Origin of the sequence: Streptomyces sp. C1-1 (genome assembly GCF_050214755.1) — a bacterium.
Classification (GTDB): Bacteria; Actinomycetota; Actinomycetes; order Streptomycetales; family Streptomycetaceae; genus Streptomyces.
Genome location: NZ_CP189826.1, coordinates 3,719,467 through 3,734,419, shown reverse-complemented (window position 1 = coordinate 3,734,419; position 14,953 = coordinate 3,719,467). Strand labels below are relative to the sequence as shown.

16 protein-coding genes are annotated in these 14,953 nt (G+C 71.5%); 9 read left to right on the top strand and 7 right to left on the bottom strand.

Features of this window, described 5'->3' with window-relative positions; genetic code table 11:
* Window positions 1-37 precede the first annotated feature (37 nt).
* On the bottom strand, window positions 38-856 hold the full coding sequence (locus tag ACQF4J_RS16835; RefSeq protein WP_351561201.1) for a lysozyme: 819 nt from the start codon (window positions 854-856) through the stop codon (window positions 38-40).
* A gap of 237 nt (window positions 857-1,093) precedes the next feature.
* Between ACQF4J_RS16835 and ACQF4J_RS16830 the strand changes: the two genes are divergently transcribed.
* Together ACQF4J_RS16830 and ACQF4J_RS16825 are read left to right on the top strand one after the other, a co-directional pair.
* Window positions 1,094-1,585, top strand: a complete 492-nt coding sequence (locus ACQF4J_RS16830) for a MarR family winged helix-turn-helix transcriptional regulator (RefSeq protein ID WP_351561203.1) — start codon at window positions 1,094-1,096, stop codon at window positions 1,583-1,585.
* A 91-nt stretch (window positions 1,586-1,676) separates the two neighbouring features.
* Window positions 1,677-2,246 (top strand): hypothetical protein, encoded by a 570-nt coding sequence (locus ACQF4J_RS16825; RefSeq protein WP_427165999.1) that lies wholly within the window; start codon window positions 1,677-1,679, stop codon window positions 2,244-2,246.
* 24 nt (window positions 2,247-2,270) lie between these two features.
* Here the strand turns inward: ACQF4J_RS16825 and ACQF4J_RS16820 are convergent, their stop codons facing one another.
* The gene (locus ACQF4J_RS16820) at window positions 2,271-3,062 is read right to left on the bottom strand and encodes a protein phosphatase 2C domain-containing protein (RefSeq protein ID WP_427165997.1); all 792 of its coding nucleotides are present in this window, start codon (window positions 3,060-3,062) and stop codon (window positions 2,271-2,273) included.
* A gap of 375 nt (window positions 3,063-3,437) precedes the next feature.
* On the opposite strand from ACQF4J_RS16820, the gene ACQF4J_RS16815 reads away from it, so the two are divergent.
* The 5 genes from ACQF4J_RS16815 to ACQF4J_RS16795 are packed head-to-tail and all read left to right on the top strand — an operon-like array spanning window position 3,438 to window position 9,159.
* Window positions 3,438-6,344 carry a sensor histidine kinase gene (locus ACQF4J_RS16815; RefSeq protein WP_427165995.1) on the top strand — a complete coding sequence of 969 codons (2,907 nt, stop codon included), beginning with the start codon at window positions 3,438-3,440 and terminating at the stop codon, window positions 6,342-6,344.
* Window positions 6,341-6,847 (top strand): roadblock/LC7 domain-containing protein, encoded by a 507-nt coding sequence (locus ACQF4J_RS16810; protein WP_351561213.1) that lies wholly within the window; start codon window positions 6,341-6,343, stop codon window positions 6,845-6,847. The genes ACQF4J_RS16815 and ACQF4J_RS16810 overlap by 4 nt, the downstream gene beginning before the upstream one ends.
* On the top strand, window positions 6,844-7,263 hold the full coding sequence (locus ACQF4J_RS16805) for a DUF742 domain-containing protein (RefSeq protein ID WP_351800507.1): 420 nt from the start codon (window positions 6,844-6,846) through the stop codon (window positions 7,261-7,263). The genes ACQF4J_RS16810 and ACQF4J_RS16805 overlap by 4 nt, the downstream gene beginning before the upstream one ends.
* Window positions 7,244-7,879 (top strand): GTP-binding protein, encoded by a 636-nt coding sequence (locus tag ACQF4J_RS16800; protein WP_200702155.1) that lies wholly within the window; start codon window positions 7,244-7,246, stop codon window positions 7,877-7,879. Before ACQF4J_RS16805 ends, ACQF4J_RS16800 begins: the two co-directional genes overlap by 20 nt.
* 26 nt (window positions 7,880-7,905) lie before the next feature.
* The gene (locus ACQF4J_RS16795; RefSeq protein ID WP_427165993.1) at window positions 7,906-9,159 is read left to right on the top strand and encodes a styrene monooxygenase/indole monooxygenase family protein; all 1,254 of its coding nucleotides are present in this window, start codon (window positions 7,906-7,908) and stop codon (window positions 9,157-9,159) included.
* Here the strand turns inward: ACQF4J_RS16795 and ACQF4J_RS16790 are convergent.
* The 4 genes from ACQF4J_RS16790 to ACQF4J_RS16775 all read right to left on the bottom strand — a co-directional run bounded on the left by ACQF4J_RS16790 (window position 9,132) and on the right by ACQF4J_RS16775 (window position 12,337).
* Window positions 9,132-10,196, bottom strand: a complete 1,065-nt coding sequence (locus ACQF4J_RS16790; protein ID WP_351561219.1) for a C40 family peptidase — start codon at window positions 10,194-10,196, stop codon at window positions 9,132-9,134. The genes ACQF4J_RS16795 and ACQF4J_RS16790 overlap by 28 nt on opposite strands.
* 103 nt (window positions 10,197-10,299) lie before the next feature.
* Window positions 10,300-10,620, bottom strand: a complete 321-nt coding sequence (locus tag ACQF4J_RS16785; protein WP_351561221.1) for a hypothetical protein — start codon at window positions 10,618-10,620, stop codon at window positions 10,300-10,302.
* Window positions 10,613-11,260 carry a TetR/AcrR family transcriptional regulator gene (locus ACQF4J_RS16780; protein ID WP_351561223.1) on the bottom strand — a complete coding sequence of 216 codons (648 nt, stop codon included), beginning with the start codon at window positions 11,258-11,260 and terminating at the stop codon, window positions 10,613-10,615. The genes ACQF4J_RS16785 and ACQF4J_RS16780 overlap by 8 nt, the downstream gene beginning before the upstream one ends.
* 138 nt (window positions 11,261-11,398) lie before the next feature.
* Complete coding sequence (locus ACQF4J_RS16775; protein ID WP_351561225.1) at window positions 11,399-12,337, bottom strand: AurF N-oxygenase family protein; 939 nt, start codon at window positions 12,335-12,337, stop codon at window positions 11,399-11,401.
* An 87-nt stretch (window positions 12,338-12,424) separates the two neighbouring features.
* Here ACQF4J_RS16775 and ACQF4J_RS16770 point away from each other — a divergent pair, with 87 nt between their 5' ends.
* Together ACQF4J_RS16770 and ACQF4J_RS16765 are read left to right on the top strand one after the other, a co-directional pair.
* A complete protein-coding gene (locus ACQF4J_RS16770) occupies window positions 12,425-13,534 on the top strand; it encodes a ferritin-like domain-containing protein (protein ID WP_427165990.1) in 1,110 nt (369 codons plus the stop codon).
* A 49-nt stretch (window positions 13,535-13,583) separates the two neighbouring features.
* A complete protein-coding gene (locus ACQF4J_RS16765) occupies window positions 13,584-14,423 on the top strand; it encodes a hypothetical protein (RefSeq protein WP_351800501.1) in 840 nt (279 codons plus the stop codon).
* Window positions 14,424-14,430: 7 nt separating this feature from the next.
* Here ACQF4J_RS16765 and ACQF4J_RS16760 read toward each other — a convergent pair whose 3' ends face one another.
* Window positions 14,431-14,934, bottom strand: coding sequence for a DUF3291 domain-containing protein (locus ACQF4J_RS16760; protein ID WP_351561231.1), 504 nt, complete (start codon window positions 14,932-14,934; stop codon window positions 14,431-14,433).
* Window positions 14,935-14,953 lie beyond the last annotated feature (19 nt).

Genomic DNA, 14,953 nt, shown 5'->3' with positions numbered 1-14,953 from the left:
GTGAGGGAGGCCCGGGCCCTCGCCGTACGCCGGTGCCTCAGCCGTTCGCGAGAGCCTGTACGCGGTCCAGGGCGCCGTTGAACTTGTCGTGGTCGCCGACGGTCGGACCGGACGAGGTGTACTGCCACATCGTGTAGTAGCCCCAGCCGGCCGGCAGCGTCCCCGGGTCCGAGGCGTACCGCGCGATCCACAGCGGGCTGCTCGCCGCGAAGCCTCCGTAGTTGCCGGTGCAGTCGGTCCACCAGCTGGTGGCCGTGTAGATCACGGCGTCCCGTCCGGTGCGCGACCGGTAGGTGTTCAGGAAGTCGGCGATCCAGCTCACCATCGCGGACTGCGACTTGCCGTAGCAGGCGGCGCCGTACGGGTTCCACTCGATGTCGAGGACGCCGGGGAGGGTCTTGCCGTCGCGGGACCAGCCGCCGCCGTGGTCGACGAAGTAGTTCGCCTGGGTCGCCCCGCTGGTGGTGTCGGGGGTGGCGAAGTGGTACGCGCCACGGATCATGCCGACGTTGTAGGAGCCGTTGTACTGCTGGGCGAAGGAGGGGTTGGTGTAGTACGTCCCCTCGGTCGCCTTGGTGTAGGCCCACCTGACCCCGCTGCTCCACAGGGTCGACCAGGCCACGTTGCCCTGGTAGCCGGAGACGTCGACGCCCTCTGTCTGGGTGACGGCGGTGGGGGCGGGCGTGCCGTGCTGTCCGTCGTGCGCGAGGACGCCCATGCCCATGTGGGCGGAGCCGCGGGCCGGGGTGGTCGCCGCGTCGGCCGGGGCGGCGAGGGCGAGGGTGAGGGCGGCGAGCAGAAGGCCGGCGAGGAAGAGGCGCCGGGGGCGGAGCGGGTTCGGTCTGTGCACGGGCATGGCGTGCCTCCGAAGGCTCGGTGATGCTCGGTGGGGGGAACACCGGGGTGCCGGTGGACCGGGCGGCGCGGGCGGCCGGGCCCGGCTCGTCAACGAAGCTACGCACGTAGACGAGCGGCTGGGAAGAGGGGCCGGACGGTGCCGTTGGTCTAGCCCTGCGAAATACTGACGGAGCTGCGGCGATGACGGGGTTTGGCGGAAACTTTCAGTACGGGGAAAACCGAGGCAGGGACTGACGTGCACGAAGGCGGAAACGGCGACGGACGCCGGCTCGGAGCGGAGCCGTCGGCGAGTGGTGCAGACCAGGAGTACCTGTCCCTGGAACGCGAACTGACGATCCTGTTCCGGCGCGCCCGCGCCAACCAGGGCGAGATGGCCCGCGAGGTCCACCCCGACCTGGAGTCGGCGGCCTACGGCCTGCTGATCCGGCTGGACGAGTGCGGCCGCCAGCGCGCGACCGAACTCGCCGCCTACATCGGCGTCGGCAAGGCCACCATGTCCCGTCAGCTCCGGGCGCTGGAGGATCTCGGCCTGGTGGCCCGCGAGCCCGACCCGGCCGACGGACGGGCGTGGCTGGTGCATCTGACCCGGGAGGGGCACGCGCGGGTCGCCAAGGTGCGCGACGCCCGACGGGCCCGGTACTTCAGCCAGCTGTCCCACTGGGACCGCGGGGAGGTGGCCCAACTGGCGCACCTACTGGGGCAGTTGAACCGCGGTATGGAGCGGTAGGCGACCCGGCCGCGGGGTCGGCCGGTCGTTCAAGAGTGCGTCATGTGGCGCCGGACGCTGAGAGCACGGCGACCGCCGGACGTACCAAGGGGTGACAGGACGGCGACTCCCGCAGAAGGGCAACCCCGTGATCCCGCACCGCATCGTGCTCGCCTCGGCCACCGGCCTCATCGCAGCGTTCCTGCTGGCCGCGTGCAGCTCCGCCGGCTCCGACGCCTCCGGCACCGTCGCCCCGGCGGCCGTCGCCTCCTCCGGCCCCGCCACCTCCGCACCGGCCTCCTCCGCACCGGCCGACCCCTCTCCGGCGGGCGGCGCGCAGTCGGTCACGACCGCCGTGCGCAGCGCGGGCGGCACGGTCACCGACGGCAGCGGGATGACCCTCTACCGGTACGACCGGGACCGGCCGAACCCGTCCCGGTGGACGTGCTCCGGCGCGTGCGTGAAGACCTGGATCCCCGTGATCGTGCAGGGCGCGGTTCAGGCCTCCGGGGTGGACAAGGGCCTGCTCGGCACGGTCCACCGCGACGGCAGGACGCAGCTCACCCTCGCCGGCTGGCCGTTGTACCGCTACGTGGGCGACACGGCGGCCGGACAGACCAACGGTCAGGGCAGGGACGGGCAGTGGCACGCCATCACCCCGACCGGCGGCCGGGCCGGCTGAGCCCGTGCCGGCCGGCCCCGCGGCTCACGGCAGTTCCACGTACACGACGGTCGCGTCGTCGTGCGTCTTGCTGCGCCGCAGATGCACCCGCTCGCGCTCGTCGGCCCGTTCCAGTTCCCGGACCCGGTTCACGAGCGCCCGCGCCCCCTCCTTGCGCACGAAGTGCAGACAGTCCGCCCAGCCGCCCTCCCCGAACCGCTCCACCCACCGCGCGGCGCCGTCCGTCAGCGCGGCCAGCGCCCGCACCTCGCCCCGGGGCACCACGCCGGTCACCGCCCGTGCCGCCACGGCCGGGTCGGCCGCCGCCGTGAAGAAGCCGCCCTCCTTGTTGCGGACCGTCGCGTCCACGATCGCGTCCGTGGCCAGCGAGGCCGCCGGCAGCCGGGAGATACGGTCGTCCAGCACCGCGGTGACCACGCCGCGCGGAGACCGCAGCAGCAGGGCCGAGTCGGACAGCACCAGGTACTCGACCGTCTCCGCGCCCCACCGGGCGACGACCACGGTCGCCTGCGGAGTGCGCGGGTGAGAAAGGTCACAGGTCCGCTCATGTGCCTCAGCGGTACGGATGATGGCGCGGGAGAGCGCCTCGGTCAGCGGCACATCCGGGAGGGAAACGGTCAGTTCGGTCAGCGAGCCGCCCAGGTGGGCCGTGTACCAGGGGACCGAATGCAGACAGCCGGTCCCGCCACGCGGCGGCGTCACCCCGTCCAGGACGACCACCGCGCCGCCCTGGCCGGAAGCGGGCAGCGCCACCGCGGCGAAGTCCTCGTTGGGGTGGCCCGGTTCGCCGGGTTCCGAAACAAGTTCCGTACGCATCCGGCCAGTCTCCACGACGTCTTCACGGCGTTCACCAAAGGCGGCCATCGGTCGCCGAATTGGCGCACTCACGCAGGTCAGACGTCTGATTTGAGGTGTAATTCGTTGTTCTGGGAAAGCGCGGCGGCGAATACTGCCACCGCCCGTGGCAGACGTCCAACCGGCCCGCCCGGAAGGGCGGCCGCAATCGCCGGAGGAACTTGCCCGCCAACTCCTCTCCGAGGTTCACTCCTTCGGGTGGCGGGTCAGGTGATGCGCGACCGCTGCCCAACGGAGTTGGGAGGGTCGGGACCCGTACCCGGGTGCGTGGTCGGCGTCAGTTGACGGAACGTCACCCAGGCCCACGAGTATCACGAGTCAGGAATGCGAGCACCGGTGCAGAAGACGCGGCCTCGTCGCACAGGCAAGCAGACGGCCCCTCAAGGGGGTTCGGAGCAGCCCTCCGGCACCGTCACCGGCAAGGGCCGGCCCACCCACGTACGCAATCGGCTCATCGTCGCCGTGGCCGTCGTGGCCGCCGCCATAGCCGGCGCGGGAGCCCCGTCCGTCCTGGCCGCCTCCGGGCAGCTCAAGGACTCCCAGGACCTGGTGACGCTGGCCGGGCAGACCCAGGACGCGCTGGTCCTCGCGCACTCCCTGGCCGACGAGCGGGACGACGTCACGTCGTACATCGCGGCCGGCCGGTCCAAGTCCAAGGCGCCCTCCGAGCAGCGCAGCGCCCGCGTCGACCGGCAGATCGAGGAGCTGCGCGCCGACCCCGACCTCCCCGCCTCGCTGCGCGGCGACCTCGACGGCATCGCGAGCCTGCGCCGTTCCGCGCTCACCGGCAAGAGCAGCGCCCTGCAGACGCACGACGCCTACTCCGCCGCCATCGCTGGGCTGCACCGGCTCGCCGAGCAGCTGGCCGAGAAGGTGCCGCCCAGGGCCGGAGGCGGCGCGTACGCGCTCGCCCAGCTCGACTCCGCCGTACAGCAGTCGGCCGCCGCGCGCGGGCTGCTGCTGGCGGCCCTCGCGGTGCCGCGCTCCACGCAGACCGTCATCAGCCCCGTCACCGGCCTGCCGACCACGACCACCTCCTCCTCCAGCGCAGACGCCAAGACGCGCGACGCCCTGACCGCCGCCGCCCAGCAGGCCCGGCTGCGCTCCGACGCCGCCCTCGCCGGCTTCCGCGAGACGGCGCCCAAGGAGGCCCTCGCGTCGTACGACTCCACCGTCACCGGCGCCGAGGTCAACCAGGCCGAGAAGTACCTGGCCTCCCTCACCGACCAGCCGACCCTGAGCGACTCCGAACTCGGCACCCGCGCCGGGAAGGTCGACGCCGCGCTCTCGGCCCGCGTCGACATGATGAGCGGCGTCGAGTCCGCCCTCTACGACCGCCGCACCAAGGACCTCGCGAAGCTGCGCGACGACGACGTCACCGCGCTGGAGATCCGGATCGCCGTCCTGGGCGCGCTGATGCTGCTGGCCGTCGGCGTCGCCACGGGGATGGCCCGCAGCCTCACCCGACCCCTGTCGGTGCTGCGCCGCGGCTCCGCCCGGCTGGCCGAGTCGGCCGACCCCGTCGCCGAGGAACCGGTCACCTTCACCGGCCGCAACGACGAGTTCGCCCAGGTCGTCCGGTCCGTCAACGCCCTGCACGCGCACGCCGCCGCCCTGCACGAACGCGTCACCACGCTGGAGTCCGACCGCAAGCACCTGGTCGGGCAGCGGCAGAAGATGGCCGACGCCCGCGAGGAGCTGCGCGCCGAACTGACCGACTCCGCCGCCCAGCTCGAGCGCCTGCGCGACAGCATCGGCGGCACCTTCGTGAACCTGGCGCTGCGCACGCTCGGCCTGGTCGAGCGCCAGCTGACGGTCATCGAGGGCCTGGAGGAGCGCGAGCAGGACCCCGAGCGCCTCGCGACCCTGTTCAAGCTCGACCACTTCGCCACGGTCATGCGCCGCCACAGCGAGAACCTCCTGGTCCTCGCCGGTACGGAGCACGTTCAGCAGCACGCGGGTCCGGTGCCGCTGGTCGACGTGGTGCGGGCCGCGGTGAGCGAGATCGAGCGCTACGAGCGGGTCCGTATCTCCGCCCTTCCCCCGCACGCCCATGTGGCGGGCTTCGCCGCGGACGACCTCTCGCACCTGCTGGCGGAGCTGCTGGAGAACGCGGCGTCCTTCTCCCCGCCGGACATGCCCGTCGAGGTCTCCGGCTGGCTGCTGGAGAACGGCGAGGTCATGCTCTCCGTCCAGGACGAGGGCATCGGGATGACCGCGGACCGGATGACCCGGCTGAACGCCCGCCTCGCCGAGTTCGACCCCGAGTCCCCCTACGACCAGGAGGGTGAGGAGGGGCTCGGTCTCGGCCTGTACGTCGTCGCCCGCCTCGCCCACCGGCACGGCGTCCGCGTCCAGCTGCGCGAGCAGAAGCAGGGTGGGGTGGCCGCGGTCGTCGTCCTGCCGGGCCCGCTGCTGGCGGCGGCCCCGTCGTCCGCGGTGCCGACTTCGTCGTCCTCGGTCCCCACCGCCCACACGTTCTCCCTCCCCGGCGCCGACGCCGAGGCCAACTCCAACCTCCTGCCCGCGCGCACGCCCGCCGCCGACCCGTTGGTCGCCCTGGCGGAGAAGGCCGTACGGGAGAGCCCGGAAACCCAGGACGTCGGCGCCACCCCGGTAGCCGCAGCAGACCTCCCGGCCCCGCGCGCGGCCGGCGACGACCTCGCGCCCGCCCCGGAGCGCCCGGCCGAGACCACGATGGAACTCCTGATCCCGGCCCCGGCCACGGAGGGCCCGGCCGCGGCGGCGGAGGACCCGGCCAACGTGCCGGAGGCCCACGGCCGCCCGCCGGAGGCGGACGACGCCTACACCCAGACCGCTCCCGCTCCCGCTCCCGCCGCCGCGGCCGCCGACGGCGAGTACGCCCCAGCGGGGCCATCCGCACCCGGCGACGAAAGCCGCACGGGTGATGCGGGTGGGAACAACCGGGCCGAAGGCGAAGCCGAGGCCGCGGCCGAACACACCCGTACCCCGGACGAGGAGGAGCCCGTCACCGCGAAGGGCCTCCCCAAGCGCACCCCGAAGATCACCACCCCCACCGAGGCACCCCGCCAACGGAGCGGATCCGTCGACGCCGATGCTCTGCGCCGCAGGCTGGGCGGCTTCCGTCGGGGGGCGGAGGCCGGCTACCGCGACGTACAGGCGGAGATCGCCGAGCAGACCGGTCAGACCCAGGCTCCCGCCACAGAATCAGCCACATCCGAAGAAGCCACGGGGGGCACAGTCGAGGAGGCAAGCAGTTGACCGCGCCCAGTACCTTCGGACTGAGCAGTGAAGCCCGTAACCTGCACTGGCTGCTGACGAACCTGGTCGAGGAGGTGCCGGGCATCCAGTCGGTGGCGGTCGTCTCCTCCGACGGCCTGCTCCTGCTCTCCTCCGACCCGGGCCGGAACGACGAGGCCCGCCAGGCGCAGACCCGCACGGCGGCGAAGGGCCCCCGCGGCTCCGCCGCCGACCTCGCCACCATCGTCTCCGGCATCGGCAGCCTCACCATCGGCGCCGCCCGGCTGATGGACTCCGGCCCCGTGAAGCACACGATGGTCGCGATGGACGAGGGCAGCCTGTTCGTGATGTCGATCAGCGACGGCTCACTGCTCGGCGTGCACGGCTCCGCGGACTGCGACATGAGCGTGGTGGCGTACCACATGGCGCTGTTCGTCGGCCGCGCCGGCCACGTCCTGACCCCCGAGCTCCGCAGCGAGCTGCGAAAATCCCTGGAGCAGGAGTCCGCCGGGAGTGCCCGATGACCAGTGACAAGCAGCAGAGGCGGACGCTCCCCGTCCGCGGCGGCGACCGCAAACCAGCCCGCGTCCGCCCCTACTCGCTCACCGGCGGCCGTACCCGCTTCGGACACGTCCTCCTCGTGGAGACGTTCGTCGCGGCGCTCGAGGCCCCGCAGGAGCGCAAGGAACTGACGAATGGTTCCCTCAGCACCCGGGTCATGCCCGAGATGCAGGCCATCGTCGAACTGTGCCGCCGCATGCGCACGGTGGCCGAGATCGCCGCGCTGCTGAAGATGCCGCTCGGCGTGGTCCGCGTGCTGCTCAGCGATCTCGCGGACCAGGGAAAGATCCGTGTGTACGGCACCGGGACCGGTCACGGCACTGGCCGTCCGGACCGCGCTCTGCTGGAAAGGGTGCTGAGTGGACTCCGCCGTCTCTGACGCCGCTGGCGTCGCCGCCTTCGTCGACCCCGACGAGAACCTGCAGTCCTGGCAGACGGACCGCACCCGCGCCCCGATCGCCACGAAGATAGTCGTGGCGGGCGGGTTCGGCGTCGGCAAGACGACCCTGGTCACCGCCGTCTCGGAGATCACGCCCCTGCAGACCGAGGCGCTGATGACCGAGGCCAGCGAGGAGACCGACGACCTCACCGCCACGCCCGGCAAGCTGACCACCACGGTGGCCATGGACTTCGGCCGTCTCACGCTCGACGACGACCTGGTGCTCTACCTGTTCGGCACGCCGGGTCAGCAGCGGTTCTGGTTCATGTGGGACGACCTGGTGCGCGGTGCGATCGGCGCCGTCGTGCTGGCCGACACCCGCCGCCTGAAGGACTGCTTCCCCGCGCTCGACTACTTCGAGAGCTGCGGACTGCCCTACGTCGTCGCGGTCAACCACTTCGACGGCAGCGAGCTGTTCGAACCGGAGGACGTGCGGGAGGCGTTGACGATCCCCGCGCACATACCTGTAATGATCATGGATGCGCGGCGGAGGATCTCGGTGATCGAGACTCTCCTGTCCCTCGTCGGCCACGCGCTCGACGAGACCCCCGAGTAGTCGCCCTCTTAGGAGCAGTCACCCGCATGCGGAAGATACTCGTCGTAGGAGCCGGCCAGTCCGGACTCCAGCTCGCCCTCGGCCTCCAGTCGCACGGGTACGAGGTCACCCTGATGTCCAACCGGACGGCGGACGAGATCCGTTCCGGCCGGGTCATGTCGACGCAGTGCATGTTCCACACGGCACTGCAGCACGAGCGCGATCTCCAGCTGAACTTCTGGGAGTCCCAGGCCCCGAAGATCGAAGGGCTCGGCGTCTCGGTGGCGGCCCCCGGCTCCTGGAGCGAGGGCCCGGCGGCCCGTGCGATCGACTGGGTGGGCGACCTCGACGGGTACGCGCAGTCGGTCGACCAGCGGGTGAAGATGGCCGGCTGGATGGAGACCTTCGCGCAGCGCGGCGGCCAGCTGGTCATCCACGGCGCGGCCGTGTCCGACCTCGACTACTTCTCCCGCACCTACGACCTGGTGCTGGTGTCGGCGGGCAAGGGCGAGCTGGTGTCGATGTTCGGCCGCGACGCCTCGCGCTCCCCGTACAGCGAGCCGCAGCGCGCCCTCGCCGTCTCCTACGTCCACGGACTCGGCCCGCGTGCCGAGCACCCGGACCGCGAGGCGGTCCGCTGCAACCTGGTCCCGGGCGTGGGCGAGCTGTTCGTCATGCCGACGCTCACCACCTCCGGCCGCGCCGACATCCTGTTCTGGGAGGGCATACCCGGCGGCCCGCTCGACGTCTTCAACGGCGTCAAGGACCCGGCGGAGCACCTCTCCCTGACCCTGGAACTCATGGAGCGGTACACGCCCTGGGAGTACGCGCGGGCCACCAAGGTCGAACTGACCGACGCCGGCGGCACGTTGTCCGGCCGCTACGCCCCGACCGTCCGCAACCCCATCGGCCGCCTCCCCGGCGGCGGCCTGGTCCTCGGTGTCGCCGACGTCGTCGTCGCCAACGACCCGATCACCGGGCAGGGCTCCAACTCCGCCTCCAAGTGCGCCGCCGCCTACCTCGCGTCGATCCTGGAGAACGGCGAGAAGGAGTTCGACGAGAGCTGGATGCAGGCGACGTTCGACCGCTACTGGAAGACGGCCCAGCACGTCACCAAGTGGACGAACGCGATGCTCGCGCCGCCGCCGGAGCACATCCTCAACCTGATCGGCGCCGCCGGGCAGCTGCAGCCGGTCGCCGACCGGTTCGCCAACGGCTTCGACAACCCGGCCGACTTCGAGAACTTCTTCTACGAGCCGGCGAAGGCCGAGGCCTACCTCGCCTCGGTCGCGGGAGCCTGATCACCGTCCGGCCGCACGGCCCCGAGGACGGGATACGAGGCGATCGGGGAGACCTTGATCTGCTCGCCCGTCCTGGGGGCCTGGATCACCTTGCCGGCCCCCAGGTACATCGCCACGTGCGTGGCCTCGGGGAAGTAGACCACCAGGTCACCGGGGCGCAGCCGGTCGAGGGGGACCCTCGGCAGCCGCGCCCACTGCTCCTGGCTGGTGCGGGGGATCGGCGTCCCGGCGTGCCCCCAGGCCTGCGACGTCAGCCCCGAGCAGTCGTACGACTGTGGGCCCGCCGCACCCCACTCGTACGGCTTTCCGAGCTGCTGCACGGCGTAGCGCAGGGCCCGGTCGCCCGCATGTGACGGCTCGCGCTCGTCGCCGAGCGCCCCGGAGGTCACGAGCGAGCGCTGCGCGGTGTCGACTCCGCTCTTCTCCAACGCGTCGACCGCGGCGATCTGTTGAGGGGTGAGCGAGACGAGGAGCTCCTCGACGTCCCGCAGACGCTTCTGTACGTCGTCGCGGTTCTTCTTCTGCCGTGCGGCGAGGGTGAGTTGGTCGTCCAGGGCCTTGCGCGCCCTGCGGGCGAGGTCGTCGGCCTTCTTCTCGGTGCCGGTGAGGCGGCCGACGGTCTTGGCGCGCTCCTGGGCCAACTGGCCGATGACATGGCTCTCGTCGAGGGCCTGCTGGGGGTCGCGGGCGAGGAGCAGGCGGACGTAGGGGGAGAGGGCGGTGCTGTTCCGGTACTGCTCGCGGGCCAGTCGTCCCGCCGCCCCCTGGCTGTCGCGCAGGGCGAGCCGGGTGCGGGTCAGCTCGGTGTCCAGGCGTGCCACCTCGGCTCGCTGCCTGCCCAGCTTCTCCTCGGTGACGTCGTAGGTCTCGGTGGCCCGCTCGGCCTCCCGGTACAGCCGCTGAAGGTCCGTCAGTACTTCGGAGACGGGACGCTCGCCGGTCCTGGGCTCTGGAGCGGCCGTGGCGGGCAGCGGTGCGAGGACGGTGCCGGCCGCCACCGCGACCGTACAGACCAGACGCAGAAGCCTTTCTGACATGCCATCACCTCCGGTGCGGGGCAGCCCCTCCGCCCCGCACCGCGAGCCTGCGACGGACGCCGGAGCTTCGCGCGCCGAGTGTGCGCGGTTCGGCGCAACCTCGTCACCCGTCGGTGTCCTCCGGCTTGCCGCCCGGCGTGGCGTCCGGCTTGGACCAGGGCCACTTCGGCCGGCCGGTGTCCCTGCCCTCCGGGTCGTACGCGTACTTCCAGCCCCGCGGGATCCCGAGCCGCTTGCTGTGCCCGCGGGGCACCCGCCGGTAGACCAGCACGGTGTCCGGACCGCCGGCCGGGTCGGGGACCGGGATGCGGTAGGTCTTGGGCGGGTGACCGGTGGCACCGACCAGCACCGGCAGTACCCGGCCGTCCATGGGCCCGCCCTCGAAGGGGGTCGGTTCGCTTCTCACGGCACCAGTGTCAGACATCCTCGGCCATGGTCCGCACCAGCGCCGCGGTCTGCGGGTCCCGGTTCGCGGTCACGGTCAGCACGGCCAGGAACTGCTCCACCAGCCAGTCCCGCAGCTCGTCGAGCGGTGGCTGCTTGTCCTCGTCCAGCCAGATGAGCGAGGCCGCCTCCACGGCGGTGATCCACATCCGCACGGTCATGCGCAGCAGCAGACCGGGGTCGCTCACCCCGAGATGGCTGAGGATGTGCTCGGCGGCGGCCCGGCGCACGCCGTCCACGATGGCGGTCGTCCGGGACGTCTCCACCACGCTGCCGCCCTGGAGGAGGGCGCTGAACCCGGCGTCGTGGTGGTCGACGAAGGCCAGGTAGCGGTCGAGGGCGCGGGCGAGTCGGGGCAGGAGCGGCCCTTCCCGGGGCTCGTCGAAGCACAGCCGCAGCTCGTCGGCGGCCGACCGCAGCGCGGCCTCGTACAACTGCTGCTTGCCGCCCGGGAAGTACCGGTACACCAGGGGGCGGGAGACTCCGGCCGCCTCGGCCACGTCGTCCAGGGAGACCTCTTCGGGCGCGCGGTGCGCGAAGAGGCCGAGGGCGGCTTCGAGGAGCTGGCTACGGCGCTCCTCCACACTCAGGCGGCGATAGGCGGGCGCGGCAGGGGTCATGGGTGCAGCGTAGTCGGGCGTCCACAGGTGCGTCGTGGCTGGTCGCGCAGTTCCCCGCGCCCCTGAAAGAACCCAGCCGGACCTGATCGAGGGGCGCGGGGAACTGCGCGACCAGCCCCCACCGGGCCGCAGACTGCGTCAGGCCAGAAGACCCGATGACCTCCACAGCCGCCTGCCGACCCCCCGCAGCACACCGATGTCGTCCAGGAAGTCGGTCAACCTCTTCGCGCCGGTCTGCATGACCTCTCGCCGGTGCCCGCTGGCCCTCACCTGTGCCAGGGCCTCCCGCTTGTCGAGCCCGACGTTCGTGTAGACCTCGGGGTTGACGAAGGCGACCGAGAACACCCGCGCGAACTCGCCGGAGGTGACCCGGGTGAACTCCTGCGACCACCTCGGCGCCGTCACCATCTGCCGCCGCAGCTCCTCACGCGCGTACCGCACATGACGGGCCTCCTCCACGACGTGGATGCGCGTGACGCCCCGGATCAGCGGCTGCACCCGCTCGTCCGGGAAGGTCAGCCGCTGCATCCAGTCGAGGACCTCCTCGCCCAGCAGCGTGGCGGTGAACGACCCGGGCGTGGTCGAGATCGTCTTGAACAGCCGGCCGAGGTGCTGGTGTGCCCGTGCCACCGGGTACCAGGGCGTGCCCCCGTGCGAGATCAGCCGGGCGAACATCTTCGAGTGCCGGCACTCGTCCTCGATCTCGGTGAGCGCGTAGCGCACGTGCGCGCTCGTCGCCGCCTTGTCGTAGATGTGCCGCACGAGCAGCTGCATCAGGATGATCTCGAACCAGATGCCCAGCGAGGCGAGGGCGGCGGCCTCGTGCTGCGACAGCAGGATCCGCTGCTCCTCGCTCATCCGCCGCCACATCGGGGTGTCGTAGAGGGACACCAGCTCCGGTGGCCAGAACCACTTGCCCTCCTCGAAGGGGGCGTCCCAGTCCAGCTCCTTGTCGGGGTCGAAGGAGTGTTTGGCGGAGGACGCGAGGAGTCGCTCGGCGACCTGCTCGCGGTCCTTGAGCAGCCCGAGAGCGTCGCGCAGGCCGTCGAGCGCGTCGGCTTCCGTGAGAGTCGTCATGGCTCTTATGAGACTGCTTGTCAGCAAGGCAGTCAATCCCCTGCACGGGACTTGTTGACTCGGCGTCTACGTGTGAGCCTGCGGGGTATGCCGACCCACGAGCTGTACACCAATGACCCCGGTGACTATCTCTGGCAGGTTCCCGCCTCCGGTGCGGCCCGTTTCAGCTGGGAGTACGACGACGGGAGGGACCGGCTGCTCGCCCTGTACCAGAAGGGCAAGGACAAGCAGTGGGACGGGCAGCGGCGCATCGACTGGGACCTGGAGGTCGACCCGCACGACGTGCTGGGCACTCCGGACGAGGCCATCTCGCTGTACGGCACGCCGTACTGGGCGAAGATGAGCGAACGGGAGAAGGGCGAGCTGCGGCAGCACTACGCGTCCTGGCAGTTCAGTCAGTTCCTGCACGGAGAGCAGGGCGCGATGATCTGCGCCGCGCGGATCGTGGAGTCGGTGCCGGATCTGGACGCCAAGTTCTACTCGGCGACGCAGACCATGGACGAGGCGCGGCACGCCGAGATCTACGGCCGCTTCCTGCACGAGAAGGTCGGGATGGTCTACCCGATCAACGACAACCTCCAGTCGCTGCTGGGGGACACCCTCCGCGACAGCCGCTGGGACATGCCCTACCTGGGCATGCAGGTGCTGATCGAGGGGCTGGCGCTGGCCGCCTTCGGCATGATCCGCGACACGACGACCAAGCCGCTGCCCAAGCAGATCCTCGCCTACGTCATGCAGGACGAGGCCCGGCATGTCGCCTTCGGGCGCATGGCGCTGCGCGACTACTACAAACAGCTCACGGACGCCGAACTGCGCGAGCGCGAGGAGTTCGTCATCGAGGGCTGCTACCTGATGCGCGACCGGCTGCGGGGCGTCGAGGTCCTGGAGAACTTCGGCATCCCCACCGCGCAGGCCGAGGAGTACAGCGAGCAGTCCGAATTCCTCGCGCTGTTCCGGCAGTTGCTGTTCTCCCGGATCGTGCCCTGCGTCAAGGACATCGGCCTGTGGGGCAAGCGGCTGCAGCAGGCCTACGTCGACATGGGCGTCTTCGAGATGGGCGACTCCAACCTTGACCTGCTGATGGCGCAGGACGAGGAGATCGCCGAGCGGCTGGACGCGCAGCGGTTCGCGGAGGAGGAGCGGGAGCGGGTCGCGGAGGTGACGGAGGCCGTCGAGGCGGGCGTCGGGGAGGGCTGACATTCGGGTCATGGGTCGCGGATGCGCCCGTATGCAGTAACGTGCCGACGTGTCCACGCCACCACCGCCGCAGGGCCCCTACGGGCCGCCGAATCCCTACGGAGGGCAGCAGCCCCCGCAGGGCCCCTACGCCTCCGGCCCGTACCCGCAACCGCAACCGCAACCGCAGCCGCCGTACGGAACGCCCTACCCGCAGCAGCAGCCCTACGGCTGGGGCGCGCCGCCGATGTCCCCGCCCCCGCGCCGGCGCCGGACCGGTCTCGTGCTCGGCATCGTCGGCGGAGTCGTCGCGCTGATCGTGGCCGTCGTCGTAGGGCTCGCGATGGTCGGCGCCAAGGTGACGGGCGGCAGCTTCCCCGAGGCCAAGTTCACGCTGTCGCTGCCCAAGACCCTGGTGGACGGCCGTTACGAGCTCGCCAAGGACCTCTCCGACACCGAGGGCCAGAAGGTGGAGAGCGAGGCGGAGGGCGCCTGGGACGCCAAGGACGTGCGGGCCGTGGTCGGCCAGTACAGCCTCGGCGGCGACCAGACCAGGGGCACGCTCGTGGTGTCCGGCATGTACGGGCGGTTCAACCACACCGAACTGACCCGCAAGAACATGATGCGGGGCGCCGCCGAGGGCGCCGGCGCCAAGGTGGCCGTCCCCGCGCAGGACTTCCACCCCGAGGGCACCGACGGGATCACCGTCACCTGCGAGGTGCTCACCCAGACCCAGCTCGGCACCCAGGTGACCGTGCCGGTCTGCGGCTGGGCCGACGGCAACACGGGCGCCTCCGTCGCCGAGGTCACCACCGCCACCATGAGCCAGGACCCCTCCGAGGTGGACCTGGACAAGGCGGCGGCGACGACGGCGCAGATCCGCACGGAGATGCGCAAGCCCATCGGGTGACGACGCGTCAGACCGGGCAGCCCAGGTCCTCGGGGAGATCCGCGAGCACCGGGGCCGCCGTGCCCGGCGGGAAGGAGGTGCGCAGGGTGAACGCGTACGGCGTGGGGCCGTCGGCCCGCAGACGCAGGACGCGTTCCTCCGCCTCCGCGACCGTCGGGCGGTGGCCCGCCGGGACCCACCACAGGGCCACCATCGCCTCCGCGACCCGCTCGAACCACTCCCGGCGCCGCGCCAGCATCTCGCGGTGCCGGCCCTGGTACATGTAGGCCGTCAGGGCGTTCGTGTCCCGCCACACGGACATGTTGATGATCAGCCACTCGTCGCCGAACACGGCGATGTCCGTCGCGTCACCGCCGTCGCTCTGCAGCCGCCACACGAACCCGTCGGCGGCGTCCGCGTCGGCGTTCACGGGGTCGAGGTTGTCGACGAAGTCCTTCAACTGCGGTGAGTCCAGCGGGGCTTTGAGACGGCCGATGTTGACCTGGGCGAGTTCGTACGCGGCTGAATTCATGGACCGAACGTTAGGTCGG